This window comes from Hymenobacter metallicola (assembly GCF_004745645.1).
In the GTDB taxonomy this organism is placed as follows: Bacteria; Bacteroidota; Bacteroidia; order Cytophagales; family Hymenobacteraceae; genus Hymenobacter; species Hymenobacter metallicola.
In genome coordinates, this window is the sequence record NZ_SRMB01000003.1 from 664,233 (window position 1) to 687,747 (window position 23,515).

The window sequence follows — 23,515 nt, forward strand, 5'->3', positions numbered from 1 at the left end:
GGTCTTTCCTAGGCTGCGAAAAGAAGGAAAACAGGCCCAAGTACCATAAAAAAACGCCTTCCGATGCATCGGAAGGCGTTGTGCTTACTGTTAGGGTATCGACGTTTATTTGCCAGCTGAGGCCGGCAAGGTGCTGCTGTACGTGGAGGCTTTGCCAAACGACTCCTTGATTTCATCCACGGCGGCCCGGCTGCTCAGGCGCTTAGGCTTGGTGTTAAGGAAGGTGCCATCTTCAGCCAGCAGGAAATACGCCGGCACGTCCTGCAGCGCATAAGCCTTGGCAATGGCCGAGCGCATGCCGCCCGTGGCCCGGACGTGTACGCCGGGTAGCTTTTTGCCCACCACGAGTTGCTTCCAGGCCGGCTCGTTCTCGTCGAGGGCCACATTCAGGAACACAATGTTCTTGCCGTCAAATTTCTTGGCCAGGTCGGCGGCGTAGGGCAGGTCGCGCAGGCACAGGCCGCTGGTCGTGCGCCAGAAGTTGATGTACACCAGCTTGCCGGCAAACTGCCGCAGGTTCACACTGTCGCCGGTCGAGGAAATCAGCTTAAAGTTCGGAGCCGGAGCGCCGATGGCAAAGGCCTTGTGGGTTTCAAAGTCGTGCTGCAGCACGGGGTAATACAGGTTCTTGGTATCGACGCTGCGGTAGTTCTCCAGCATGGCGGCCGACTGCTTCACGTGCCCGAAGCGGAACGACTCCTGCAGCACCCGGCCCATAATAATGACGCGCACCGGGTCGGCCAGCTGCTTTTTGGCCATATCGTAGCAGACCTGGTAGAAGTCCGGGTCGGAACGCTGGTGGTTGTTAGAAATGGCCAGATAGTGGATGTAGTTAATCAGGAATTCCTGGTACTGCTCGTTCTGCAGGGCTCCCGGGTTGTTCACCAGGGCCTTGTCGTTGAGGAACTCGTAGTAGGTCGGCGTCATTTTCAGCCGGCTCTCGGTGGCCACTACCTGCTCGCGCAAGTCCTGAAAGGTCAGCCGGTCGTTGGCGTAGCTGTAGTCGATTTCGGCCTTGGCGTACTCCTTAAACGCCGGGCTCAGCTCGTTATCCTGGGCGTAGTTGTCGAGAAACTTCTTCTCTTCCTTGCGGCGGTAGTCCAGGAAGGACAGAAAGGGCGCTTCGTAGAGGTTGATATTGTCGGGTAGTACCTGAAATCCGTCGTTTTCAATAAACCGCTCATCCAACTCGGCCAGGTAGGTATTGGCTTCCGCTCCCTTGCCCTTGTAGCTCACCGTGGAGGAAAGGTCTTTGCCCTTGAAACGCACTTCCAGGGCATTGCCCGGCTCCAGAAATAGGTCAGCTACGTCGTCGCCGTACACCAGGTCGGCCCGGGTGGGGCCGTTTACGGTCAGGGCCAAGCGAAACTCCCCGCGGTTGTCGACTTTGGCGTAGGTAATCTGCTCCTTGGGGTCCAGCGGATTTTCGCGCACCGATACGGCCACCGTATCCGCCGTTTTGCTGCTGATTTTGCCCGTCAGGACTACAGTGCCTTGTGCCTTGCCTGCCAGGGGCAGAGCCAGTAGCGCGCCCACAAGCAGGCGAGGGATACAAGAGCGGAAAGAATATGCCATTGGGAGAGGTCGTATCAAGCGCTAGTTATTCAAGGGATTAGCTTTTTAACCCCACTACGCCCTGAAAAGTCGCGCAGACATAGGATTTCGCGGGAAAAGCCAATTCTTATACCGAAGATACGGCATTCGGGTTGAGAAAGTCCAATCCAGATTTCTGCTTTTTTCGTAGGCCAGCCTCAGAACCAAGGTTTTGAAGGTTTTACCCGAATAATCCGCTCAAGACTTCGTCGAGGCGGCCTACCGGTTGAGCTCTGATTCCGTAGCGGGCCAGATCTAATCCGCGGGCGTTGAACTGGGAGATGTACATTTCCCGGAACCCGAGTTTCTCGGCTTCCGACAGGCGCTGGTCCAGCCGGCTTACGGCCCGGATTTCCCCGCTCAGGCCTACTTCGGCCGCCAAGCACACGTTGCCCGGAATCGGCAAATCGTTCAGCGACGACACCACCGCCGCGCACACAGCCACGTCGAGGGCGGGGTCGTCGAGACGCAGGCCACCGGCAATGTTGAGGAACACGTCGTGCTGGCCCAGGCGCAGGCCGCTGCGTTTTTCGAGCACGGCCAGCAGCATGTTCAGGCGCTTGGCATCAAAGCCGGTGGCCGAGCGCTGGGGCGTGCCGTAGGTGGCCGGCGTCACCAGGGCCTGCACTTCCACCAGCAGGGGGCGGTTGCCTTCCAGCGTGGCCCCAATGGCCATACCGCTCAGGCTCTCGGTGCGCTGGCTGAGCAGGATTTCCGACGGGTTGCTCACCTGCCGCAAGCCCGTACCCTGCATTTCGTAGATACCCAGCTCGGACGTGCTGCCGAAGCGGTTCTTGGTCGTGCGCAGGATGCGGTACGAGAGGTGCCGGTCGCCCTCGAACTGCAGCACCGTATCGACCATGTGCTCCAGAATCTTGGGGCCGGCAATGGAGCCGTCTTTGGTGATGTGGCCGATGATGAGCACGGGCACCCCGGTTTCCTTGGCAAACTTGAGCAGCTCGGCCGTGCACTCGCGCACCTGGCTTACCGAGCCCGCCCCCGACTCGACCAGGCCCGAGTGCAGGGTCTGGATGGAGTCGACGATGACCACGTTGGGCTGGAGCTGGTCGATCTGCTTGAAGATGTTCTGGGTATTGGTTTCGGTCAGGATGTAGCACTGCGGGTGCTGGGGCCCCAGGCGCTCAGCCCGCATCTTGATTTGCTGCTCACTTTCCTCGCCCGAAATGTAGAGCACCTTCATCTGCTGCAGGCTCATGGCAATCTGCAGCATCAGGGTGCTTTTGCCGATACCCGGCTCGCCGCCGATGAGCACCAGGGAGCCCGGCACCAGGCCCCCGCCCAGCACCCGGTTCAGCTCCGTGTCGTTGGTGTCGAAGCGCGACTCTTCCTCGTAGTGAATCTCGCCGATGGGCCGGGGCTTGCTGACGGTTTTACCGCCGGGGCTGGCCGTGGGCGGCTTCCAGGAACCGGCCGCCTGGGTGTCATCCTTCTGGATAACCTCTTCTACGTAGGTGTTCCACTCGCCGCAGGAAGGGCAGCGCCCGATCCATTTGGCCGATTGGGCACCGCATTTTTGACAGAAGTAGAGAGTTTTGAGCTTGGCCATGAACAGAAGCAGAAGGGTAAACTAAAGAAATGCGCAACGCAGCTAAATAGTTTGGTAAGAACGGGGTTTTTGCCGGCTTTCATGCGCAGAAGTGAGGGCTGGTGCTACCGGATAAGAAACCCTAAATGGAACAGGATGAAGAAACTATTAAATCGGTGGAAAATCCGGCCACGAAGCTGAACTATGCGCCCGGTAGCTCTATATTTAAGGGTTAAACTCCTTATCCTTCTTAACCGCATATGCGCTACGCACTCTGCACCGGCCTGTTCCTGGCCGTAGCCTCCGGCACTTGCTTTGCCCAAGGCCCCATGCCCACCCCCACGCCCGATATGGCCACCGTGGTATTTTACCGCCCGCCCATGCTGGGACAGGCTGCTACCAACTTCACGGTGCGGGCCAACGGCATTGAGCTCTGCCGCCTCAGCAACAAGCGCTACTTCGTCAGCAAGCTCAAGCCCGGCGAAACCTCCTTTACCTCGGTGGCGGGTGGCCTCAACCTGCCCGACCAGGATAAATTCGACATGACCCTCGAGCCGGGTAAGGTCTACTACATCCAGGGTGACGTGAAAACCCGCCTGATGACGGTGAAGATGACGTTCACGGAAGTCACGGAGTCGACCTACAAAAAGAAAAACGCCGACCTGAAGCCCGACAACTGCGAAACCTCGGCCGCTCCGGCCACGGGGCAGTAAGCACCTGGTAGTTTTCCGCTTGGCCACCCCGCCAAGTCCGAACCGCACCCGCGCGCTCGGACTCGGCGGGGTGGCTTATTTATGCGGTGCTGCCCTCAAGTTGCCAAAAAACCAAGGTTTTGAAGCGTGGCGTGAACCAAGCAAGAGGCCACCGCGCACCTGACGGCCAAGCTCAAACCTAGCGGCTGATCCGTTAGTTTCTCCTATATTCCTTATTCTTAATGCACGCCGTATGACTCCTCCTCTTGCCGCCGCCGACCTGCTGGTAGTGCCCACCTTCGTCGGGTTGCCGCCCGAAACGCTGGACTGGCTTCTGGCCCACGGCGAACAGCGCACCTTTGCCCCCAACGAAACGGTCGTGCAGCCCGGCGACGAGGCCAGCTATATGATGGCTATTCTGGCGGGCGGACTGCAGTACTACGCGGTGCGCAACGGGCAGCGGGAGCCGGTTTTCCGGGTCGAAGCCGGGCAAATCAGCGGGGTGCTGCCTTATTCCCGGCTACGGACGGTAAGTGGATTTGGCCTGGCGGTGGGGCATACGGTGCTCTTTCTGCTGCACCGCGACTTGTTTCCGCAGCTCGAGCAGGCTAGTCCCGAACTGGTGCAGCGCCTGGTGAGCCTGATGAGCGACCGGGCCCGCGACGAAGCCCGGGGGCAGGAGCGCGACGAAAAGCTGCGGGCCCTGGGTAAGCTCTCGGCCGGCTTGGCCCACGAGCTGAACAACCCCGCCGCAGCCATTGCCCGCGGCGCGCAGGCCCTGCAACAGCTTGCCACGGCCAAGCCCACCCTGCTCCTCGACCTGGTGCGGCACTGCCCCGACCCCGCCGCCCTGCAGGCCCTGGTGGCCTTGGCCGTGCCCGGTCAGTCGCCCAAGAGTGTGCTGTCGGCCCTGGCCTGCTCCGACCGCGAAGATGAAATTGCTAGCTGGCTTGAAGACCAGGGCGTGCCGGATGGCTACCAGCTGGCGGCCGGTCTGATGGAAGCCGGTCTGACCCTGGAGCAGCTGCAGCCCGTTGGGGAAGCGTTGCCGCAGGAGGCTCTGCCCGCCGCGTTTGCCTGGCTCGAGGGCCAGCTCACTATGCTGCGCCTCATTCACGACGTGCAGGAAAGTGGGGCCCGCATCAGTACACTGGTGCAGAATGTAAAGACCTACTCTCATATGGACCGCGGCGGCGACTATGCCCTGCTCGATGTAAAGGCCGGCCTGGAAAGCACGCTGAACATTCTGGGCTACGCCCTGCGGGCCAAAAATATTAAGGTTATTCGCGACTACGCGCCTCAGCTGCCCGCCCTGCGCGGGCAAGTCAGTAGTCTGAATCAGGTGTGGACCAACCTGCTCGACAACGCCATTGATGCCCTGCCCGCCGGGGGCGAAATAACCCTGCGCACCACCCAGGAAGGCGACTTTGTCCGGGTTTTTATCCTGGACAATGGACCTGGCATCAAGCCCGAAGTCCTGCCGCATATCTTTGAGCCCTTCTATACCACCAAACAGGCCGGTGAAGGCACGGGCCTGGGCCTCGACATTGCCCAGCGCATCATCCGCAACCACGGCGGCCGCCTGGAGGTCCACTCCCAGCCCGGCCACACCGAGTTCTGCGCCTGGTTGCCGGTGGGCTAAACGTGAGGCAGTAGGATGATATGTCCTGGCGGGGCGTAGTCGAGGCCACCTGTCCTCTGAAACGCGTTGAGTATTATACAACGAAGAGCTTTTCCAAGGCTCCTTACTTTACCATCTCGCCTTATGGCTACCGAAAAAAAACCCGTACTACTTGCCGTTGACGATGACCCCCAGGTGCTGGGCGCCATCGACCGGGACCTGCGCAGCGAGTTTCGGCGCAACTACCGCGTACTGCGGGCCACTTCCGGGGCCGAGGCGCTGGCTACTCTGCGGGAGCTGAAGGCCCGGGAAGAGCCCCTGGCTCTGATTCTGGCCGACCAGCGCATGCCCGAAATGGAAGGCGTGGAGCTGCTCGAACAGGCCCGGGCCATCTACCCCGACGCCAAGCGCGTACTGCTCACGGCCTACGCCGATACCGAGGCCGCCATCCGGGCCATCAACAACGCCCGCCTCGACCATTACCTGATGAAGCCCTGGGACCCGCCCCAGGAGCTGCTTTTTCCAACCCTGCACGACTTGCTTAATGCCTGGCAAGCCCAGTACAAGCCCCGCTTTCAGGGGCTGCGGCTGATTGGGTTTCAATGGTCGCCGGTGTCGCACGAGCTCAAGGACTTTCTGGCCGGCTACATGGCGGCCTACCAGTGGCTCGATTTTGAAACCAACCCCGAGGCTCAGGTGCTGCTGGGCAGCACGGGTTTCACCGCCGCCGATTTGCCGGTTATTGTGTTTGAAGACGGGACGGCCCTGTCGCGGCCGGAGCGGGCAGCCGTCGCGGTCCGCATGGGGCTGGCCTCCCAAGCCACGCAGGAACTCTACGACGTGGTCGTCGTGGGGGCCGGGCCGTCGGGCCTGGCCTCGGCCGTGTACGGCGCCTCCGAAGGACTCAAAACCCTGATTATCGAACGGCAGTCGCCGGGCGGGCAGGCCGGCACCAGCTCCCGCATCGAAAACTACCTGGGCTTTCCGACCGGCCTGAGCGGAGCCGAGCTGGCGCACCGTGCCTGGACCCAGGCCACCCGCCTGGGCGCCGAAATGCTGGCCCCCCAGGAAGTGGTCAGCCTGTGCGTGCAGGACGGCTACAAAGTGCTGACTTTGAGCAATGGCAGCGAAGTGCGTACCCGCGCCGTGGTCCTGACCATGGGCGTGAGTTACCGCACTCTGGAAGTGCCCGGCATCGATGCCCTGACCGGGGCAGGCGTGTATTACGGGGCGGCCCGCACCGAGGCCCGCTCCTGCGATCAGCAGGATGTGTATATCGTGGGTGGGGGCAACTCGGCGGGGCAGGCCGCTATGTACCTGGCCACCTACGCCCGCCGGGTGTTCATCCTGATTCGGGGCGAGTCGTTGGCCGCGTCGATGTCGGCCTACCTGATTGAACAAATCAGCCAGACGCCCAACATCGAGATTTTACCCTTCACCCAAGTGCGCGAAGTACGCGGGCAAGACCATCTGGAAGAAGTCGTCATCCAGCACAATGGGCAGCTGGAAGTGCGTCCGGCCCGGGCCCTGTTTGTCTTTATTGGCGCCAAGCCCAGCACCGAGTGGATCTGCGAGCTGGCCCTGTGCGACGCTAAGGGATTTTTGCTTACCGGCCGCGACTTGGTCGCCGACCCGCGCTTTGCCACCAGTTGGAAGCACAACCGGGAACCCTACCTGCTCGAAACCTGCGTGCCCGGCATCTTCGCCGCCGGCGACAGTCGGGCCGGGGCGATGGCCCGAGTAGCCTCAGCCGTGGGCGAGGGGTCGATGGCCATCAAGTTTGTGCACCAGTACCTGGATGAGTAAGTAACGACGAGGTTTGAACCCCATCGAGAAGATTTTTTTACAGGAAACTCAGCAAGAACACAGAATTCACTCGGCGGGTAAAAACGCTCTTCACCGATCAGAAACCGGCTCTTATCCGGCATTGTCTGGAAACAAGGGGAGCTGTGGGGGGGATAGTTCAGCTTGGAGTGGAAACACGTCGGAACCCGCCTCAGTATATAGCGCCAAAGCTATTCGCTACCGAATAGCAGATTTTGCCGCCTTAGTGCTGAGTGCCATGTTGCAAGCGTTACGCTCCCGAACTTATGTTTCCCTTCTCTGCTTCGCTACTGCCTTTGGTATGGGCAGCTGCGACATGCTGGAGTTCAGTCCCAATGACCACCGTGTTCCGGAAGATGAGCGCGACCTGACCGCCAAAAACCTGGAGCGCCTCCGCCAGACGCCCCTGCCTCCCGGCGACACACTGCGCTTCGTCTTTACCGGCGACTCCCAGCGCTTCTACGACGAGGCCGACGACCTGGTAGCCAGCGTGAACCAGCAGCCCGGCATTTCCTTCTTCGTCGTGGCCGGCGACATCTCCGACTTCGGCTTTGCCAAGGAAATGCGCTGGGTTAATGAAAAGCTGCGCAAGCTGAAAGTGCCCTATGTAACGGTTATCGGCAACCACGATGCGGTAGGCAATGGCCGCGAAGCCTACAAGCATATTTTCGGGCCCCTGAACTACTCCTTTGTCTACGGCGACACGAAGTTTATCCTCGTCGACACCAACGGCCGGGAGTACAACTTCGATGGACATATTCCCAACATGCCCTGGGTGAATCAGCAGCTCGGCGACTTGCAGGGCGCCCGCCGGCAGGTGGTTATTTCGCACGTGCCGCCCCAGGACGAAGACTTTGACCCCGGAGTGCGCAACGCGTATGCCCAGTCGCTGCGCGAAGCCCGCAACCTGGTATTTGAGATGAACGGGCACCGGCATAGCTTCAGTATCGGGCAGCCCTACAACGACGGTGTGTGGTACGTCAACTCCGATGCCTTTTCGGAACGGCGCTACATGATTGTGACCGTGTGGGGCGACAAGCAATTCCGCATCAAGCAGATTAAGTTCTAATGACACAGCGCCTTCTTCCCGTTGTAGCGCTGGCCGCTACCCTGCTTGCCCCGGCCCGGGCCCAGGCCCAAGCCTCCGGCCCGGAAACGCCCACCGCTCCTGCGGCTCCCGCTGCTGATAAGCCGCAGCCCTGGTACCGCCCGCGGCATGTGGTGCTGCAAACTGCCGGCGGTCTGGGCATGATTTCGGCCGGTGCCGGCTATGCTTACTTCAACGACAAGGTAGAAACCGATATTCTGCTGGGGTATGTGCCCAAGAAATTTGCCGGCTCCACTCTTTCTCTGGCTTCGGCCAAGTTTATTTACTCGCCCTTCACCCTGCGCCTCGCTGAAAAGTGGCAGCTAAAGCCACTTTCGGTCGGCGCTTACTTCAGCTACACCCACGGCACGCTCAATGATGAGGAACGCGGGCAGTACACCCGCGACTATTACTGGTGGTCGTCGGATACCCGCTACGGGCCCCTGGCCGGAGGGCGCATCACCTACGTGCGGCCCACAAAAGCCAATGCCCGCCCCCGGAACGTGTCGTTTTACTACGACCTAAGCACCAACGACCTGTACCTGCAGAGCTACGTTACGAACACGAAGGGCCTCAGCCTGGGCCAGATTCTGGTGCTGGGTTTGGGTTTGAAGGCAGATTTTTAGCGCCAAACCAATAGCGCGGCACCCGCCTGTCTTACTGCCAAAAGCCGTTTTCCAGAGCCGCGCTAAGCCCGCTGCTGCTCCGGAAAACGGCTTTTTATGGGGGTGGAAAAGCGGTTACTTACGTTTCTGAGGCGCATCGGTAGCTGCGCCGGTGGCCGCCAGAAATGCCGCCCGGGCTTCGCTGAGCAACTGCAGGATGCTGTGCCGCTGCCGGAGCAGGTTTTCCATTACCGGGCGCTTGGTGCGGAACAGCTTCAGGGCCCGCAGGCGTAGCAGACGGGCCCGCAGATTGTTCCAGTAACTCAGGGCATAGAAGCCCGAAAGCGGCAGGCTCAGCGCGTAGAGCAGGGTCCAGGGCCAGCTTTGGGTGAAATGATGTACCAGGCCAATCTGCAGGCTGTAGGCCAGGCCGAACGTAAGAATACCCGTCACCATCATAATGGGAGCCACGAACTCCAGGTCTTTGGTGGCCCGCTTGGCAATAAGGGAAGGCAGGATGTAGGGTATGTAGTTGTTGAGAAGCCCGTAGAGGTACAATGGGAAGCCCAGTACCAGCTTGATGCCCGACACTGTAGCCCGGGCCCAGCGCCGCCCGCCGCCCCTGCTCGATTCTAGGGCTTCGTCGCTCAGGCGTAGGCGGTCCAGGTCGAGCAGGTAGTTGCTGAGCTGCTCGCGCACGGCCATAAGGCGGGCCGGGTCGTGCTTTTCGAAGTAGGGCACGGCCTCCAGCAAGGCCCGGCTCAGCAGGAAGTTGTCGTAGAGGGTTTCCTCATCGTCGGGAATAAGGTGTTCCCCGAAAGTGCGCTCTATCTGCAGCACCAGCTCGTCCTCGGCCGCGTCGCGGGTGATAACCAGGCGTTGCTCCAGGCGCCGGCGGATTTCCTCGGTCAGCGCGTCGGCCGCAGCTTCAGGGTCGGCGCGGTAGGCGGCGGCGTAGTCGGCCACCACAATGGGCCGGCCGATGTTGACGAACACGTCGGAGCGGAAGCGGCTGGGGTCGAAGTAGTTGATGCCGATGGGCAAAATGGTGAGGCCCAGCGTAAAGTCGTGGCGGGCTTCGGCGCCGAGGGTAATGCGGGCCGCGCCGGTTTTGAGGGGGCGCAGCCGCCGCTCACTCACGCTGGTGCCCTCGGGAAAGATCTGGATGGAGCCGCCTTTGTCGAAATAGTCGTAGCACTGCCCGAAGGCGGCCTCGTTGCGGGCGGCTAGTTCCTCGGGCGTTACGCCCGCATCGCCGCTTTCGGCATCCTGGCGTCGGTAAATCGGGATGCAGTTGCCCGACAGAAAGATGGCCCGGGAAATCGGGTTTTTGAAAAAGGTGCTCTTGGCCAGAAAGGCAATGGGCTTGCGGCGGTTGGCAGCCACCACCAGCGGGTCCATGAGCGTGTTGGGGTGGTTCGAGACGATGAGCATGGGCCCGGGCTGCTCTAGCCGCTGGTGGTGGCGGATTTCGAGGCGGCGGAAAAACACGCGCAGTGCTACCTGCACCACGGGCTTCATGACGGTGTAAAACAACATGGGCCTAAGTACGGCCAATTCGCGGAGCCGGACAATGAAACTTGCCGGATATGCGGGAAGCAGGGCGTTTGCGAAAAGTCTAAACTGAAAACCAGGGTTTGGGCACTGATGTACCTTAAATCCAGCTATGCATTCCCGACGCGGGATAAGTAAATGTCTAACAAAGCTGCTTTTTAGCGTCGTAAGGCCCCAGCTACCGCGCTTCGGGCTGCCCCGAAACCCTTTCGGCCTGTCTTGAAACCCTTTCGGACGCCCTGGAAACAGTTTCGGATATCCTCAAAAGCATTTCTTACCCCCTGAAGCCACTTCGAGCAGGTAAAGTGTGGCTTCGAACAGGTTTAAGGTAAGCCCTTACATAGGAAAGCCGCCCTTCGCTGGCGGGCAGCGAGGGGCGGCTTTGGGGTATAGAAACGCGTATTTGCGTCTCAATCGTTGCTGAGGTTGTTTGTCCCGAACGATGGTCGTTCAACGAGGAGACGCGAATACGCGTCTCTACAGCGTGGTTAGCCTTCCATCACCTTGTTCTGGTGGTTGATGGACTCCAGGTGGACGGCCGCAAAGTACTGCTCGATAAACTCCGGGGTGAGGCCCACGGAGCTGCCCTGGCGCTGGGCGCGCTCCAGTACTTCGTTCCAGCGGCTGGTTTGCAGAATGGTGATGTCGTTTTCCTTTTTATAGACCCCGATTTTTTCGGCCACGGCCATGCGGCGGCCCAGGAGCTGGATAATCTCGGCGTCGAGCTGGTTGATTTGCTCGCGCAGGCTGGACAGAGCCGTCAGGAATTCGCGCTGGTCGGTGGTTTCGTGGCGCCACACCAGGTCCGTAATCAGGTCTTTGAGCACCTCGGGGGTAATCTGCTGCTTGGCGTCGCTCCAGGCGTGGTCGGGGTCGATGTGGCTTTCAATCATGTTGCCGTCGAAGCCCAGGTTCAGGGCCTGCTGGGCCACGGTGAACAGCGTGTCGCGGCGGCCGCAGATGTGGCTGGGGTCGCAGAGCAGGGGCATTTCGGGGTGGCGGCGCTTCATTTCGATGGGCAAATGCCACATTGGGGCGTTGCGGAAGTCGGTGTTGCCGTAGGAGCTGAAGCCCCGGTGAATCAGGCCTACTTTTTCCAAACCGGCCTTTTGCAGGCGCTCCACGGCACCCACCCACAGCTCCAGCTCGGGGTGAATCGGGTTCTTGACCAGCACCGGCACCTGCACGCCGCGCAGCACATTGGCAATTTCCTGCACCGAGAAAGGGTTGCCAGTGGTGCGGGCGCCCACCCACAGGATATCGACACCGAAGGCCAGGCAGTCTTCCACGTGTTTGGCGGTGGCTACTTCCACGGCAATGGGCAGGCCGGTCAGCTCACTGGCTTTCTTGAGCCAGGGCAGGCCCTTGGTGCCGATGCCCTCGAAGCCGCCGGGCTTGGTACGGGGCTTCCAGATGCCGGCGCGCAGGGCCTGCACCTTGCCGGTAGCAGCCAGGCGCTGGCAGGTTTCGAGCACCTGCTCCTCGGTTTCGGCCGAGCAGGGGCCCGAAATGAGGTAGGGTTTGTCGTCGGGCTGGCGGTTGAAAAGTGCGGATTGCATGGTATGGGAGGGGGTTACGGTTTCGGTTGAAAGGCTGTTGGTCGACATGACGTGCTTATTTATAGGGTTCTGGCTTACTTCAGAATCTTCTTGATCAGGTTGGCTTGCTCAATTTGCTGGTAGACGGCGGGGTAGTCTTCCTGCGAAATGAGGTGGCGCAGGTGCTGGAGCTGCTTGATGTGCTCGTCGAGCACGTCGAGCACGTTGACCCGGTTTTGGCGGAAGATGGGCACCCACATATCGGGCGAGCTTTTGGCCAGACGCACGGTGGAGGCAAAGCCGCCGCTGGCCAGGGCAAAAATCTGCTGCTCTTCTTTTTCCTTCTCCAACACCGTGAGAGCCAGTGCAAACGACGTAATGTGGGAAATGTGTGACACGTAAGCCGTGTGCAGGTCGTGGGCCGCCGCGTCGAGGTATTCGATGCGCATGTGGAGCTGTTCGAACAGCTGCTGTACTTGGTTCACGGCGTCGGCGTCGCTTTGCTCGGCGTCGCAGATAACCAGGGTTTTGTCGGTAAACAGCTCGGGTACTGCCGCTTCGGGGCCCGAATATTCGGTGCCGGCCATGGGGTGCACCGCCACAAAGCGGCCCCGCTGCGGGTGTCCGGCTACGGCGGCCAGCAGCATCGATTTAGTCGAGCCTACGTCGATTACCACCTGCTGGTCAACTTCTTCCAGCACCTGCGGTAGCACCGTAAGCATGGCATCCATGGGCACGGCCACCACCACCAGGTCGGCACGCCGCACGGCCGCGGCCAGGTCGGTGCTGGCTTCGTCGATGAGGCCCAGCTCCCGGGCTTTATGCCGGTTTTCGGGGCTGTGGTCTACTCCTATAATGTGCGCAGCCAGGCCTTTTGCTTTCAGGCTCAAGGCCAACGAGCCGCCAATGAGCCCAATGCCGATGACAGTTACGGTTTTCATACGGCGGCCGTGGTAAAAGAAGGTTGTTGCAGGGCCTCGCGGATGCGCCCCAGAGCAGCTTGCAGTACCTGCGTGGTTTGGCACAGGCTGACGCGGATAAAGCAGCGGCCATTCGAGCCGAAAATTCCGCCCGGCGTGATAAACACCCGCGCTGCCTGGAGAAGCTTGTCGCTCAGGGCATAGCCGTCGGGGTAGCCGGCCGGAATAGCGGCCCACACGAATAGCCCCACCTGGTTGCGGGCGAAGGTGCAGCCAATAGTATCAAGCAGCTCGAAGACCAGCTCCCGGCGGGCGGCGTAGTGGGCATTGAGTTCCTGGTACCAGGTTTCATCCAGGCCAAGGGCTTCCACGGCGGCCAGCTGCACCGGCAAAAACATGCCCGAGTCGAGGTTGCTCTTGAAGCGCAGCACTTCCTGCAGCAGGTCGGCGCGGCCCACGAGCATGCCCACGCGCCAGCCGGCCATGTTGTGCGACTTGCTCAACGAGTTCAGTTCCAGCACCACTTCCCGGGCGCCGGGCACGGCCAGTAGGCTCTGGGCCGGTTCCTGGTTCAGAATGAAGCTGTAGGGGTTGTCGTGAACCAGCAGAATGTGGTGCTCGGCCGCAAAGGCCACTAGTCGGGCGAAGAAAGCAGCATCGGGCGGGGTGCCGGTGGGCATGTGCGGGTAGTTTACCCACATGAGCTTCACCCGGCTCAGGTCGCGCCGGGCCAGCTGGTCGAGGCCGGGCAGCCAGTTGTTTTCAGCTGTCAGGTCGTAGTCGACCGGGGTGGCCCCGCTCAGGTGGGCGGCGGCGCGGTAGGCCGGGTAGCCGGGGTTAGGAATCAGCACCTCGTCGCCGGCTTCCAGAAACGTCATGCTGATATGAATGATGCCTTCCTTCGAGCCCAGCAAGGGCAGCACCTCGGTTTCGGGGTTCAGAGCCACGCCGTAGCTCCGCTCGTACCAGCCGGCCATAGCCTGGCGCAGGGCCGGCACACCCTTGTAGTTCTGGTAGGCGTGGGTGTGGGGCTGCTCGGCGGCCTGGGTTAGGGCGGCTACCACGCGGGGGGGGGGCGGCAGGTCGGGGCTGCCAATGCCGAGGTTGATAACCTGAGCACCGGCCTTGTTCATAGCATCAATTTCCCGCAGCTTCTGGGAGAAGTAGTACTCACTGGTGTGCTGCAGGCGGCTGGCTACGGAGACTTGCATGGCGGTTGGGGTATGCTAAAAGGTTGATTACTTGTCTGGTCCTGCTTCGGCTGCGCGTTGTCGCCGCTCAGCAGGGCGTCCTGGAAAGTTGGGCGTTACTTGTGCGTGGTGCCTTTGTGATACACGCCCAGCACTTCCAGGCCTTCCGTTACGGGCTTCATTTCCCGCAAAGCCGCTTCGAGCTGGGCCGGGTCGTCGAATTCGAGGTCGGCGTGGAAGTAGTAGTGCCAGGTTTTGGCCGGAATCGGGAAAGACTGCAGCTTGGAGAGGTTGATGCCCTGGTCGGCAATCCGGATGAGGACCTGGGCCAGGCTGCCCTGGGAGTGAGTTGTATGAAAATAGACCGAAGCCTTGTTGGGCTGCTCCACCGTGGCGGCGTTTTCGGGGCGGGCCACCACCAGAAAGCGGGTGTAGTTCTTCTTTTCCGAGTGAATGTCCTTGCCCAGAATTTCCAGGTCGAACAGCTCGGCGGCCAGCTTACCGGCCACGGCGGCGGTGCCCGCCCGCAGCCCTTCCCGAATGCGCTGGGCACTCAGGGCCGTGTCCTCGGTTTCGACCAGGCGCCAGTGCCCGTGCTGGTTGAGGAAGTCGGCGCACTGCAGCAGGGCCATGGGGTGGGAATGCACCTCCTGAATATCATCGAGCCGCTGGCCGGGCAGGGCCATCAGGTGCTGGCGAATCTGCAGATACACTTCCCCCGTCACGCGCAGGTCGGCTTGGCGCAGCAGGTTGTAGTTGGGCAGAATGCTGCCGGCAATGGAATTTTCGATGGCCATGAGTCCGTGCCCGGTGACGCCGCCGGCCACCTGCCGCACCACCTCGCCAAAGGTGGCGCAGGGCGTAGTCAGCGTGCCGGTACCGAAGTAGTGGCGGGCGGCTATCTGGTGAAAACTTCCTTCAAAGCCCTGAATGGCGACGGTCGGGAGCATGGCGAGGTACTGGAAAAGGTATAAAAAAAGGCCTCCGGAGTGCGGGGCCTTGGTTTTGCTTCTGGTGCTGCGCTCTGGTCAGCTTTGGCAAATCGGGCCCGGCTTCTTCGTAAAAAAGAAGTAGGTGTAGCCGTAATACAGATAAGCCGAAGTGAGCATGCGGGGCAAGGTGTACGCGTAAAAAAAGCGCCTCCCGAGGTTGTCGAGAGGCGCTGAAGGTTTCGGGGTGAAAAGCTACAGAGGGGCCGCTCGACTACGCGTGGGCGTAGTAGAAGTAATAGCTAAAAAAGAAGCGGCCGGTGTGCTGTAGCATGAGAATCAGGTGCTTTACGTCGGCAAGGTGGGGCAGGAGGCTGGCAATTCCAAATTAATTTTTGAAAAAAGTATACAAACAAACGTTCGGTAGCAGCCCGGAAACGCCCGAAATCCTGCATCTTACTTCTCTTTTGCTTCCGTAATTCTTTTTGCTTTTCGCTAGTATATCCATGCGTTATTATCTATTGCTGGCAGCCTCGGTGCTAGCCGCTCCCGGAGCCTGGGCCCAGACTACTATCCCGGCCGATCTGCTGCCCAAGGCCGAGCAGCTCGTGCAAAAACAGCAGTACGAAACTGCCTACGACCTACTTGAAAAGGCCGACCCCAAAAACCAGCAGCCTCAGGTGTTGCTGGCCAAAGAAAAACTGGTGCTCGACAATTACCTGGTCAGCATGGGCCACCAGATGTTCGGGCTTAGAAACCTGAAGCCCGGCGAAACCGTGGGGCAGCTGCGCGGCAAGGAAGGCGACTACAGTATGCACCCCCTGGATTTGCCCCTGGAGCTGAACCGCCTGCAGCGCAAGTACCCCACCAACTACGCCTTGGCCAAAGGGCTGGGCGACTATTACTACGCTGTGCAGCAATGCGGCTGTGGGGAACAAGACAAAACCGCAGCGCAGCTGCTGGACCTGGTGCTGCGCTACTACGGCGCCGCTCACGCCCACGGCCTCGGCGACTTTATGTCGCACTACGCGGTGGGCTATGCCAACCTGATGCAGCAAAAGACGGCGGCCAGCATACCTCCCTTTGAGAAATCTATTGCCCTGAATCCGCAGTATCCGACCTCGCACTACAACCTGGCTTATGCTCTGATGCACTTAAATCGGCAGGCCGAGGCCGTTCCTCACGCGCAACAAGCCTACGACCTGTACACGGACCCCGAACTCAAGGCCGATGCGGTTCGGATGCTGGGCGTCTTGTATCAAGAGCAGAAACAACCGGCCGAGGCCCTGAAGGCTTACCGGCAAAGTCTGGCCCTGCAGCCCGATAATTACCAAACCCTCAAGCTGATGCTGGCAATGGCCGTGCCCGCCCGCTCGCCCGAAGCCACCGAGCTGGCTACCCGCCTCTACCGCCTCGACCCGGCCGACGACCAGATGTTCATCGATATCATGGACATCTACCAGGCCAGCAAGCAGTGGGCCGAAGCGGAGGCGTTTTTTCGCAGCCAGCTGCCCTCTACCCCCAAAGAGCCGGCGCCGCAGGGGCTGCTGCACTTTTACCTGGCCATTCTGAACATGCAGCTGGAGCGGCCCAAAGAAGCGCGGCCTCATTTTCTGGAGGCACAGAAGCAGCTAGCCAAAGTTGTAAAGCCCGACCACGAAATGTTCAGTGTCATTAAGCGGGGGCTGGCCGAAACCAAGCCATAGGGAGCATCGGGTGGGTTAAATTCCAGATCAGGCGGTCGGGTGTAAATGCCGGCCGCCTGATCTGGACTTCAGTGTAGGCGTCTAGCCCACTGTTATGTATCAGTAGCGCTGCCCGTCTGCCGTCGGTTCGCGTTGGGCGGTGGCGCCCAGCTCGGCAGCCCGGCGTACCAGCTCGGCAAACTCCCGGCGCGACCCATCAGCGTCCCGGTTCTGGCCCGACTCGGCCAGGCGCAGCGCGGCTTCGTAGCTGGCCGTGCCCCGGTAGCTGGACTGGCGCAGCAGCATGCCAAACTGAGCTACCGCCGCCGCAAAGCGTAGGTTGTCGGAGGCCTGCTCTATCCCGGAGTCGGTGCCGGATACGGGCAGGGAAATCAGGCGGCTGGGGCTGCCTTGGGGCTCCTGGTAGCGCAGCTTTACGGTGAGCAGCTCGGCGGAGCTAGGGGCTGGGGTGTAGCCCGGCGCGGTGGTCTGGTATTTCAGTGGGTCGACGGCCGGGCGGGCGTTGGTGGGCACAATCTCGTAGAGGGCCGTTACCTGCTGCCCCGCGCCCATTTCCCCGGCATCTTTGGTGTCGTCGTTGAAGGCTTCGGCGGCCAGCAGGCGGTTTTCGTAGCCCAGCAGGCGGTAGTGCTGCACCTGGGCCGGGTTGAATTCCACCTGCACCTTGACGTCTTTAGCCAGGGTAAACAGGGTGCCGCCAAACTGCTGCACCAACACCCGCCGACCCTCGTTCAGGTTGTCGATATAGGCGTAGTTGCCGTTGCCTTTGTCGGCCAGCACCTCCATCTTGCTGTCCTGCAAGTTGCCCTGCCCAAAGCCCAGCACCGACAAAAACACCCCCGACTGCCGCTCCTGGGTCACGAGCTGCTCCATGGCTTCGTCGGAGCTTTCGCCTACGTTGAAGTCGCCGTCGGTAGCTAATACAATACGGGTGGTCGTCCCGGGGCGAGCCTGCTGCCGGGCCACTTGGTAGGCCAGCCGTAGTCCTTCCCCGCCCGCCGTCGAGCCCCCGGCTTCCAGGTTATCCAGGGCGGCCAGGATTTCGGCGGGCCGGCTGCCCGAGGTGGGCGGCAGTACTAGGCCCGCCGCCCCGGCATACACCACCATCGACACGTAGTCCTGGGGCCGCAGCTCGCGCACCAGTTCCCGCAGGCTGGCCTTGAGCAGGGGCAGCTTGTTTTCGTCACTCATCGAGCCCGACACGTCGATAAGGAACACCAGGTTGGCGGGCGGCAAGGCGGCCTTGGCTACTTCCCGGCCCTGCACCCCCACCAGCACCAGCCGATGCGCCGGGTTCCAGGGGCAGCGGGCCACTTCCGCATTCAGCGTGGCCGGGGCCTCCGGGCGCTGGGGCTGGGGGTAGTCGTAGTGGAAATAGTTGATGAGCTCCTCCAGGCGCACCGCTTCCGGGGGTGGTAGTTGGTGGTTCTGGGTCAGGAAACGGCGCACGTTGCTGTAGCTGGCCGGGTCTACGTCGATGGCAAAGGTGCTGAGCGGGGCTTGCCGGACGTCTTCAAACCGGTTTTCCGGCAGCCGGGCGTACGATTCCGTGTTGACAACCGGTGGGGGCGTTTCGGCCTGGTCGGGCGCGGCCGGCGGCATCTCGTAGACGCTGGCTTGGTCGACGACTTCGTCGGAAGAATATTGTGGGGCACAGGCGGGCAGCAGCAAGCCGCCGGCCAGCAGCCACAGGGGCCGCAAGCGGTTCAGGTTCATAAGAGGAAGGAGTAGGGATGAGAAGGGAAACGACCGAAATGCCCATGCTTCCGCCGCTGAAGCCAATGGCTTGAATTCAGAACTTTTCCAGGAAAAGAAGCGCGTGGTCAGGAGCTGCCGTCGCGAGCGGACAGCCCGGAGAACGGGGCGGAAGGGCTCTGCCAGGAGAGCTGCGGATTCGGTAATACGTGCGAAAGCGGCGCCGCTTCGTGGTTATTTATACCACGGTTCCCAACTAAGTAACCCAGCGGTTACACACTTTTTTCTAACATAATTCGGGCAAGAATAAGTAGCTGATAATTGTATAATAAAAAGGTATGCTGATTCGTTGGGCGCTGGCCCAAACAAAAAACTCCCGACCAGTCGCCCACCGGTCGGGAGTTTCTTTTGAGTGGCCCTCTGGCGGGAAGCGGTTACCCCCGCAGGACCTAATAAAGGGAGGTGGCGCCCGGCAGGCCGGAGCCCGGCCGCGGCTGTGTCCGGGCCACTTGCTGCCGTTGGGCAACAGGCAAGCCGCCCGGACCGTGGCGGCACCAGCTGCCGCAAGCAGCTGCCGATGCCTCATAAGATGGGCAGCACTTCTCATGACTTAGTTGCCTTGCAAGGCGTGCTTGATACGCCACGGAATGCTGCGCAGCCGCTGCCACACGCCTTGCGGGGTGTAAATAGGGGAGGAAGAAACAGAGCAAGTAACTACGACCAAGCCGCCCAGCTGCCTGGTATCAGCTACCAACTGGATGCGTAGGGGTTGAGGGGTAGCTGGCTGGTGGATCTGGACTCTTTCGTAGCCAATAGAGCTGATCTGGAGCATACGGTGCTGGTCTTCGGGCAACACAGCCAGCGAGAAGGTGCCATCCGAAGCCGTGGACACGCCGTGCGTAGTGCCTTCCAAAAGCACCGTAACTCCGGGTAGACCCATGCCATTCTCTTTGTCGGTTATCCGGCCGGTCAGAGTAAAGGTGGGCTCGGCCGTATCCGTGGCTCTGTCCATAGGATTCGGGTGCTTCTTACCCGTTGGAGCCTCCGTTGGCACGCCCTGTTGGTCGGTGTAGGCATATTTACCCGCAGCATGCTGGGCCTGAGCCGTAGCAGGCACTACCGTCCGGACGCTCAGCAACGCCGCTGTAGCGGCCAGGGCCGTTTGCCACCACGCGGCCCGGGGCGCCGCCACAACCGCCTGCAGCTCCCGGTTGAGCTGACTGGCCCCAAACCGCCCGCAGGTAGGGCGCGTGGCGGCGGCCAGCATGGCTAGGATTTCGGCGTCGGTTTTCTGGGTGAAGTCGATAACTACTTTTTGGCAGGCGGCGCAGTGGCGGCCGGGGCCCTGCGGGGTCATAGCGGCCCAGGGCTGAGTGCAGGGTTGGGCAATGGTCAGGGTAGCAGAGGATAAGCGCATAAAAAGGCTGAGTATCAGAAGCGGAGAATAGAAAAGGCGGGGCGGCTTAGCGGGTGCCCACGGCGCCGGCTACCGGGCTCAGGCCCTCGGCCAGCTTTACCAGGCGCACAAACTCGGCCCGGTAGCCGTCGGCGTCGGTGCCGCGGGCGGCCTGGGCCAGCTGCTCGGTGCTGCGGTAGGTGGCCGTGCCCCGGTGGTCGGACTGGCGCAGCAGCATGCCAAACTGGGCCACGGCGGCCGCGAAGCGCAGGTTTTCGGAGGCCTGCGTGATGGGCACGGCCGGGCCGCGCAGGGTGCGCTCCAGCAGCTGGCTGGTGTGGCCCTGAGGCTCCTTGTAGCGCAGCTTCACGGTCATCAGGTCGGTGGCGGTGGGGGCGGGCTGGGCCGGCGTGGGGTTTGGCTGGTACTTCAGCGGGTCGATGCCGGTGGGGGCACCGGGCGGAATCAGCTCGTAGAGGGCCGTCACGGTGTGGCCCGCGCCCAGCTCCCCGGCGTCTTTGCGGTCATTGTTGAAATCCTCGGCGGCCAGGGCGCGGTTTTCGTAGCCCAGCAGGCGGTACTGCTGCACCCGGGCCGGGTTGAATTCGAGCTGAAGCTTCACGTCCTTGGCCAGGGTGAACAAGGTGCCGCCGAACTGCCGGACCAGCACCCGGCGGGCTTCGTCGAGGTTGTCGAGGTAGGCGTAGTTGCCGTTGCCCTTGTCGGCCAGGCGCTCCATCTTGCTGTCCTGGTAGTTGCCCTGGCCCACGCCCAGCACCGTGAGAAACACGCCCGACTCCCGCTCCTCGGTAATGAGCCGTTCCATGGCGTCGTCCGAGCTTTCGCCCACGTTGAAGTCGCCATCGGTAGCCAGAATCACGCGGTTGTTGCCCTCCTTCCGAAACTGCTCCCGGGCCACCTGATAGGCCAGGCGCAGGCCCGCCCCGCCCGCCGTGGAGCCGCCCGCGCTGAGCCGGTCGATGGCCCCGAGAATGTCGGCCTGGCGGTTGCCGGGCGTAGGGGGCAGCACCAGGCCGGCCGCCCCGGCATACACCACCAGCGCTACTTTGTCCTGGGGGCGCAGCTCGCGCACCAGCTGGCGCAGGCCGGCCTGCACTAGGGGCAGCTTGTCGGGCTCATCCATGGAGCCCGACACATCCACCAGGAACACCAGGTTGGCCGGCGGCAGCTTCTCGGTGCTCACCTGCCGGCCCTGCAGGGCCACATGCAGCAGTTGGTGGGCGGGGTTCCAGGGGCATACGGCCAGTTCGGTAGTGATGGAAACCGGGTCGGGGCCGCTGGGCTGGGGGTAGTTGTAGTGAAAGTAATTGAGCATTTCCTCTACCCGCACCGCGTCCTGCGGGGGGCGCTGGCCCTGGTTGAGAAAGCGGCGCACGTTGGCGTAGCTGGCCGCGTCCACGTCGATGGAAAACGTGCTCAGCGGTTCTTTCTGGGCCGAGTGAAAGCTGTTTTCCTTAATCGAGGCATATGACTCGCCGGTACCGGGCGCCGCAGGGCGGGGAGGCGCGGAATCAGAGAATACATCTGCTGCAACAGGCGCATTCCATTGGGCTTTCTGTTTCCGCATCCTCCCCGCCGGTGTCGGGCGCTGCACCTGCACGCCGGCTACTTTGCCTTCTACCTGCGACACGGAGCCGCTCACTTGCCGCCGCTCCTCCTGCGCGCCATAGCCCGTAACAACCACTTCGCCAAGTAGTTTAGCGTCGGGCGTGAGGCCCACATGGAGCGAGTCGGCGGCCGGAACGCTTACTTCCCGGGGCACGTAGCCGACGGCGGTAAACACGAGCTTCTTGCTCCCTTTCGGGATAAGGAGGCTATACCGACCGTCAGGGTTGCTTGAGGCACCGATAGTAGTACCTTTTACCAGTACCCTCACGCCGGGCAGGCCTTGGCCGGTGGTGCGGTCCGTGACGCGGCCGTGCAGGGTGCGCTCGGGGGCGGGTGGGGCTACCTGCACCGGGCGGGCCTGGGGTACCAACGGGAACGGACGGGCTGAGGCCGGGGCCGCCAGCAGGCAGCCGACTCCCAGGAGAAAGAGGTTTTTCATACAGGGCAGGTCGTCGTGAAAGGGTTTCACTAGGATGATGCGCCGCCCGCCAGGATTCCACACCGGCCCGCAAAAAATTCTTTACTCTCTGCCCCGGCTGTTATCTTGCCGGTCGCCTATCGTTAGCCAGGGGCCGCCGCTGTGCCGACTCCTGCGTTATCCTTCGTTCCCTATGCTACCAGCCCGATTCTATCTCTACGCCAGCCTACTGCTGCTCACTCAGTGTAGCAAGTGCAAGCAAGGGGACCCATTTCCCAAAAACCAATTGCCCTGGGCTACCCAGACCGGGGCCAACACGTTCGGCTGTCTGGTTAACGGGCAGCTTTACTTGCCCCAGGGCAATGTGGGCAGCCGCAATTTCAATGTGTCCTATGATCCTACCTTTAGGGGCGGCGCTGTTGTGATTGAAACATATAGGGTGGAGAATAATAGGACAAAATTTCTCAGCATTGATGCTGCGCCTATTACTGCTATTGGTTCCTATTCATTGGATCTACAGCAAGGAGTTGGTGAAGTTCTTTACACCGATACTGATGGGCAACTGTCTCCATGTAGTGCTATGTATGATAGTCGAGATGTGAGCTACAGAAAAGGCAGGATGAATATTACGCGCTTTGACCAACAGGCCCGCATCATTTCAGGCACCTTCGACGTGACTATCGGTCGTACGGGCTGCGATACGCTCAAAGTAACGCAAGGGCGGTTTGACGCCCGGTTTTAGGCGGTATTCTTTCCCTATTCCCTTTCCTATATGAACAAGCTTCCCCTCCTGCTCCTGGGCTGGTGGCTAGCCCTGGCTGTGCCCGGCTACGCCGTCTCGACCCCGCCCCGCAAATAAATTGCCTGGAGACGGGGCCGAGCCGCCGGGTCCAACAACGCCCCCGATGCCGTATCTTGGCCCGTGGCCCGCGCCGGCCATTCTGTTGCTATGTTTTTCAAACGCCGCCCCAAGTCGCCCACCGAGCTATCCGATGAGGAGCTGCTCGCCCGCTACCGCCTCGAAGGCGCCGTAGCCGACCTGGGCGTGCTCTACGAGCGGCACATGCCCCTGGTGTTTGCCGTGTGCCGCAAGTACCTGCGCCCCGACGAAGACGCCCAGGACGCGGTGATGCAGCTCTTCGAGAAACTCCTCGACACGCTGCGCCGCCACGAGGTCAGCAACTTCCCAGCCTGGCTGCAAACCACGGCCCGCAACCACTGCCTGATGATCCTGCGGGCCCGGCAGCGGGCCGGCCCCGACGGGGCCCTGGTGCTGCATTTTCCCGACGCGGCCGATATGGAATCGGCCGGCGTGCTGCATCAGGGAGGTGATGCGACCGAAGAACAAGAACTTACCGAAGCCCGCCTCCAGGCCCTGGAGCATGCCCTGGCCGATTTGCCTGCGGGCCAGCGCCGCTGCCTGGAGCTGTTCTACCTCGAAAAAAAGTGCTACCGCGCCATTGCCGACCTCACCGGCTTCGATCTGGGCCTGGTGAAAAGCCACCTCCAGAACGGCAAGCGCAACCTTAAACGTTACCTCGACTCTGCTCCCAATGCGGCCCGCTAATCAGC

At 61.4% G+C, this 23,515-nt stretch carries 18 protein-coding genes; 8 read left to right on the top strand and 10 right to left on the bottom strand.

What is annotated here, in order from left to right; translation table 11 throughout:
• Window positions 1-105 precede the first annotated feature (105 nt).
• Window positions 106-1,575: a TlpA family protein disulfide reductase gene (locus tag E5K02_RS18045; RefSeq protein ID WP_135396591.1), complete on the bottom strand. Its 1,470-nt coding sequence runs from the start codon at window positions 1,573-1,575 to the stop codon at window positions 106-108.
• Window positions 1,576-1,774: 199 nt separating this feature from the next.
• Window positions 1,775-3,160 (bottom strand): DNA repair protein RadA, encoded by a 1,386-nt coding sequence (gene radA, locus E5K02_RS18050; RefSeq protein WP_135396592.1) that lies wholly within the window; start codon window positions 3,158-3,160, stop codon window positions 1,775-1,777.
• 239 nt (window positions 3,161-3,399) lie between these two features.
• Between radA and E5K02_RS18055 the strand changes: the two genes are divergently transcribed.
• The 5 genes from E5K02_RS18055 (at window position 3,400) to E5K02_RS18075 (ending at window position 8,989) form a co-directional block, all read left to right on the top strand.
• A complete protein-coding gene (locus E5K02_RS18055) occupies window positions 3,400-3,852 on the top strand; it encodes a DUF2846 domain-containing protein (RefSeq protein ID WP_135396593.1) in 453 nt (150 codons plus the stop codon).
• Window positions 3,853-4,084: 232 nt separating this feature from the next.
• Window positions 4,085-5,473, top strand: coding sequence for a sensor histidine kinase (locus E5K02_RS18060; protein ID WP_135396594.1), 1,389 nt, complete (start codon window positions 4,085-4,087; stop codon window positions 5,471-5,473).
• Window positions 5,474-5,596: 123 nt separating this feature from the next.
• Window positions 5,597-7,258: an FAD-dependent oxidoreductase gene (locus E5K02_RS18065; RefSeq protein ID WP_135396595.1), complete on the top strand. Its 1,662-nt coding sequence runs from the start codon at window positions 5,597-5,599 to the stop codon at window positions 7,256-7,258.
• Window positions 7,259-7,577: 319 nt separating this feature from the next.
• Window positions 7,578-8,345, top strand: a complete 768-nt coding sequence (locus E5K02_RS18070; protein WP_240737350.1) for a metallophosphoesterase family protein — start codon at window positions 7,578-7,580, stop codon at window positions 8,343-8,345.
• Window positions 8,345-8,989 carry a hypothetical protein gene (locus E5K02_RS18075; RefSeq protein WP_135396597.1) on the top strand — a complete coding sequence of 215 codons (645 nt, stop codon included), beginning with the start codon at window positions 8,345-8,347 and terminating at the stop codon, window positions 8,987-8,989. Before E5K02_RS18070 ends, E5K02_RS18075 begins: the two co-directional genes overlap by 1 nt.
• Window positions 8,990-9,103: 114 nt before the next feature.
• Here the strand turns inward: E5K02_RS18075 and E5K02_RS18080 are convergent, their stop codons facing one another.
• The 5 genes from E5K02_RS18080 to E5K02_RS18100 form a co-directional block, all read right to left on the bottom strand.
• Window positions 9,104-10,507 carry a lysophospholipid acyltransferase family protein gene (locus E5K02_RS18080; RefSeq protein ID WP_135396598.1) on the bottom strand — a complete coding sequence of 468 codons (1,404 nt, stop codon included), beginning with the start codon at window positions 10,505-10,507 and terminating at the stop codon, window positions 9,104-9,106.
• Window positions 10,508-11,010: 503 nt separating this feature from the next.
• On the bottom strand, window positions 11,011-12,081 hold the full coding sequence (locus tag E5K02_RS18085) for a chorismate mutase (RefSeq protein ID WP_135396599.1): 1,071 nt from the start codon (window positions 12,079-12,081) through the stop codon (window positions 11,011-11,013).
• A 74-nt stretch (window positions 12,082-12,155) separates the two neighbouring features.
• Window positions 12,156-13,001: a prephenate dehydrogenase gene (locus E5K02_RS18090; RefSeq protein ID WP_135396600.1), complete on the bottom strand. Its 846-nt coding sequence runs from the start codon at window positions 12,999-13,001 to the stop codon at window positions 12,156-12,158.
• Window positions 12,998-14,191 (bottom strand): pyridoxal phosphate-dependent aminotransferase, encoded by a 1,194-nt coding sequence (locus E5K02_RS18095; protein WP_135396601.1) that lies wholly within the window; start codon window positions 14,189-14,191, stop codon window positions 12,998-13,000. Before E5K02_RS18095 ends, E5K02_RS18090 begins: the two co-directional genes overlap by 4 nt.
• 95 nt (window positions 14,192-14,286) lie before the next feature.
• Complete coding sequence (locus E5K02_RS18100; protein WP_135396602.1) at window positions 14,287-15,120, bottom strand: prephenate dehydratase; 834 nt, start codon at window positions 15,118-15,120, stop codon at window positions 14,287-14,289.
• 485 nt (window positions 15,121-15,605) lie between these two features.
• On the opposite strand from E5K02_RS18100, the gene E5K02_RS18105 reads away from it, so the two are divergent.
• Window positions 15,606-16,805: a tetratricopeptide repeat protein gene (locus E5K02_RS18105; RefSeq protein WP_135396603.1), complete on the top strand. Its 1,200-nt coding sequence runs from the start codon at window positions 15,606-15,608 to the stop codon at window positions 16,803-16,805.
• Window positions 16,806-16,904: 99 nt separating this feature from the next.
• On the opposite strand, the gene E5K02_RS18110 is transcribed toward E5K02_RS18105, so the two are convergent.
• The 3 genes from E5K02_RS18110 to E5K02_RS18120 form a co-directional block, all read right to left on the bottom strand.
• Window positions 16,905-18,521: a vWA domain-containing protein gene (locus E5K02_RS18110; RefSeq protein WP_135396604.1), complete on the bottom strand. Its 1,617-nt coding sequence runs from the start codon at window positions 18,519-18,521 to the stop codon at window positions 16,905-16,907.
• A 589-nt stretch (window positions 18,522-19,110) separates the two neighbouring features.
• Entirely contained in the window at window positions 19,111-19,917 is an 807-nt protein-coding gene (locus tag E5K02_RS18115) for a carboxypeptidase-like regulatory domain-containing protein (protein ID WP_135396605.1), read from the bottom strand.
• Between the two features lie 46 nt (window positions 19,918-19,963).
• Window positions 19,964-21,964, bottom strand: a complete 2,001-nt coding sequence (locus tag E5K02_RS18120) for a vWA domain-containing protein (protein ID WP_135396606.1) — start codon at window positions 21,962-21,964, stop codon at window positions 19,964-19,966.
• A gap of 172 nt (window positions 21,965-22,136) precedes the next feature.
• On the opposite strand from E5K02_RS18120, the gene E5K02_RS18125 reads away from it, so the two are divergent.
• Together E5K02_RS18125 and E5K02_RS18130 are read left to right on the top strand one after the other, a co-directional pair.
• Window positions 22,137-22,685 carry a hypothetical protein gene (locus E5K02_RS18125; protein WP_135396607.1) on the top strand — a complete coding sequence of 183 codons (549 nt, stop codon included), beginning with the start codon at window positions 22,137-22,139 and terminating at the stop codon, window positions 22,683-22,685.
• Between the two features lie 207 nt (window positions 22,686-22,892).
• A complete protein-coding gene (locus tag E5K02_RS18130; RefSeq protein ID WP_135396608.1) occupies window positions 22,893-23,510 on the top strand; it encodes an RNA polymerase sigma factor in 618 nt (205 codons plus the stop codon).
• The last annotated feature ends 5 nt before the right edge of the window (window positions 23,511-23,515 follow it).

What these genes read in the sequence shown, in the direction of transcription:
- E5K02_RS18095 (WP_135396601.1), bottom strand. Translation starts at nt 14,191, where the DNA reads ATGCAAGTCTCCGTAGCCAGCCGCCTGCAGCACACCAGTGAGTACTAC.
- E5K02_RS18125 (WP_135396607.1), top strand. Translation starts at nt 22,137, where the DNA reads ATGCTACCAGCCCGATTCTATCTCTACGCCAGCCTACTGCTGCTCACT.
- E5K02_RS18055 (WP_135396593.1), top strand. Translation starts at nt 3,400, where the DNA reads ATGCGCTACGCACTCTGCACCGGCCTGTTCCTGGCCGTAGCCTCCGGC.
- E5K02_RS18070 (WP_240737350.1), top strand. Translation starts at nt 7,578, where the DNA reads ATGGGCAGCTGCGACATGCTGGAGTTCAGTCCCAATGACCACCGTGTT.
- E5K02_RS18065 (WP_135396595.1), top strand. Translation starts at nt 5,597, where the DNA reads ATGGCTACCGAAAAAAAACCCGTACTACTTGCCGTTGACGATGACCCC.
- E5K02_RS18110 (WP_135396604.1), bottom strand. Translation starts at nt 18,521, where the DNA reads ATGAACCTGAACCGCTTGCGGCCCCTGTGGCTGCTGGCCGGCGGCTTG.
- E5K02_RS18130 (WP_135396608.1), top strand. Translation starts at nt 22,893, where the DNA reads ATGTTTTTCAAACGCCGCCCCAAGTCGCCCACCGAGCTATCCGATGAG.
- E5K02_RS18075 (WP_135396597.1), top strand. Translation starts at nt 8,345, where the DNA reads ATGACACAGCGCCTTCTTCCCGTTGTAGCGCTGGCCGCTACCCTGCTT.
- E5K02_RS18105 (WP_135396603.1), top strand. Translation starts at nt 15,606, where the DNA reads ATGCGTTATTATCTATTGCTGGCAGCCTCGGTGCTAGCCGCTCCCGGA.
- E5K02_RS18045 (WP_135396591.1), bottom strand. Translation starts at nt 1,575, where the DNA reads ATGGCATATTCTTTCCGCTCTTGTATCCCTCGCCTGCTTGTGGGCGCG.
- E5K02_RS18100 (WP_135396602.1), bottom strand. Translation starts at nt 15,120, where the DNA reads ATGCTCCCGACCGTCGCCATTCAGGGCTTTGAAGGAAGTTTTCACCAG.
- E5K02_RS18090 (WP_135396600.1), bottom strand. Translation starts at nt 13,001, where the DNA reads ATGAAAACCGTAACTGTCATCGGCATTGGGCTCATTGGCGGCTCGTTG.
- E5K02_RS18120 (WP_135396606.1), bottom strand. Translation starts at nt 21,964, where the DNA reads ATGAAAAACCTCTTTCTCCTGGGAGTCGGCTGCCTGCTGGCGGCCCCG.
- E5K02_RS18060 (WP_135396594.1), top strand. Translation starts at nt 4,085, where the DNA reads ATGACTCCTCCTCTTGCCGCCGCCGACCTGCTGGTAGTGCCCACCTTC.
- E5K02_RS18080 (WP_135396598.1), bottom strand. Translation starts at nt 10,507, where the DNA reads ATGTTGTTTTACACCGTCATGAAGCCCGTGGTGCAGGTAGCACTGCGC.
- E5K02_RS18115 (WP_135396605.1), bottom strand. Translation starts at nt 19,917, where the DNA reads ATGCGCTTATCCTCTGCTACCCTGACCATTGCCCAACCCTGCACTCAG.
- radA (WP_135396592.1), bottom strand. Translation starts at nt 3,160, where the DNA reads ATGGCCAAGCTCAAAACTCTCTACTTCTGTCAAAAATGCGGTGCCCAA.
- E5K02_RS18085 (WP_135396599.1), bottom strand. Translation starts at nt 12,081, where the DNA reads ATGCAATCCGCACTTTTCAACCGCCAGCCCGACGACAAACCCTACCTC.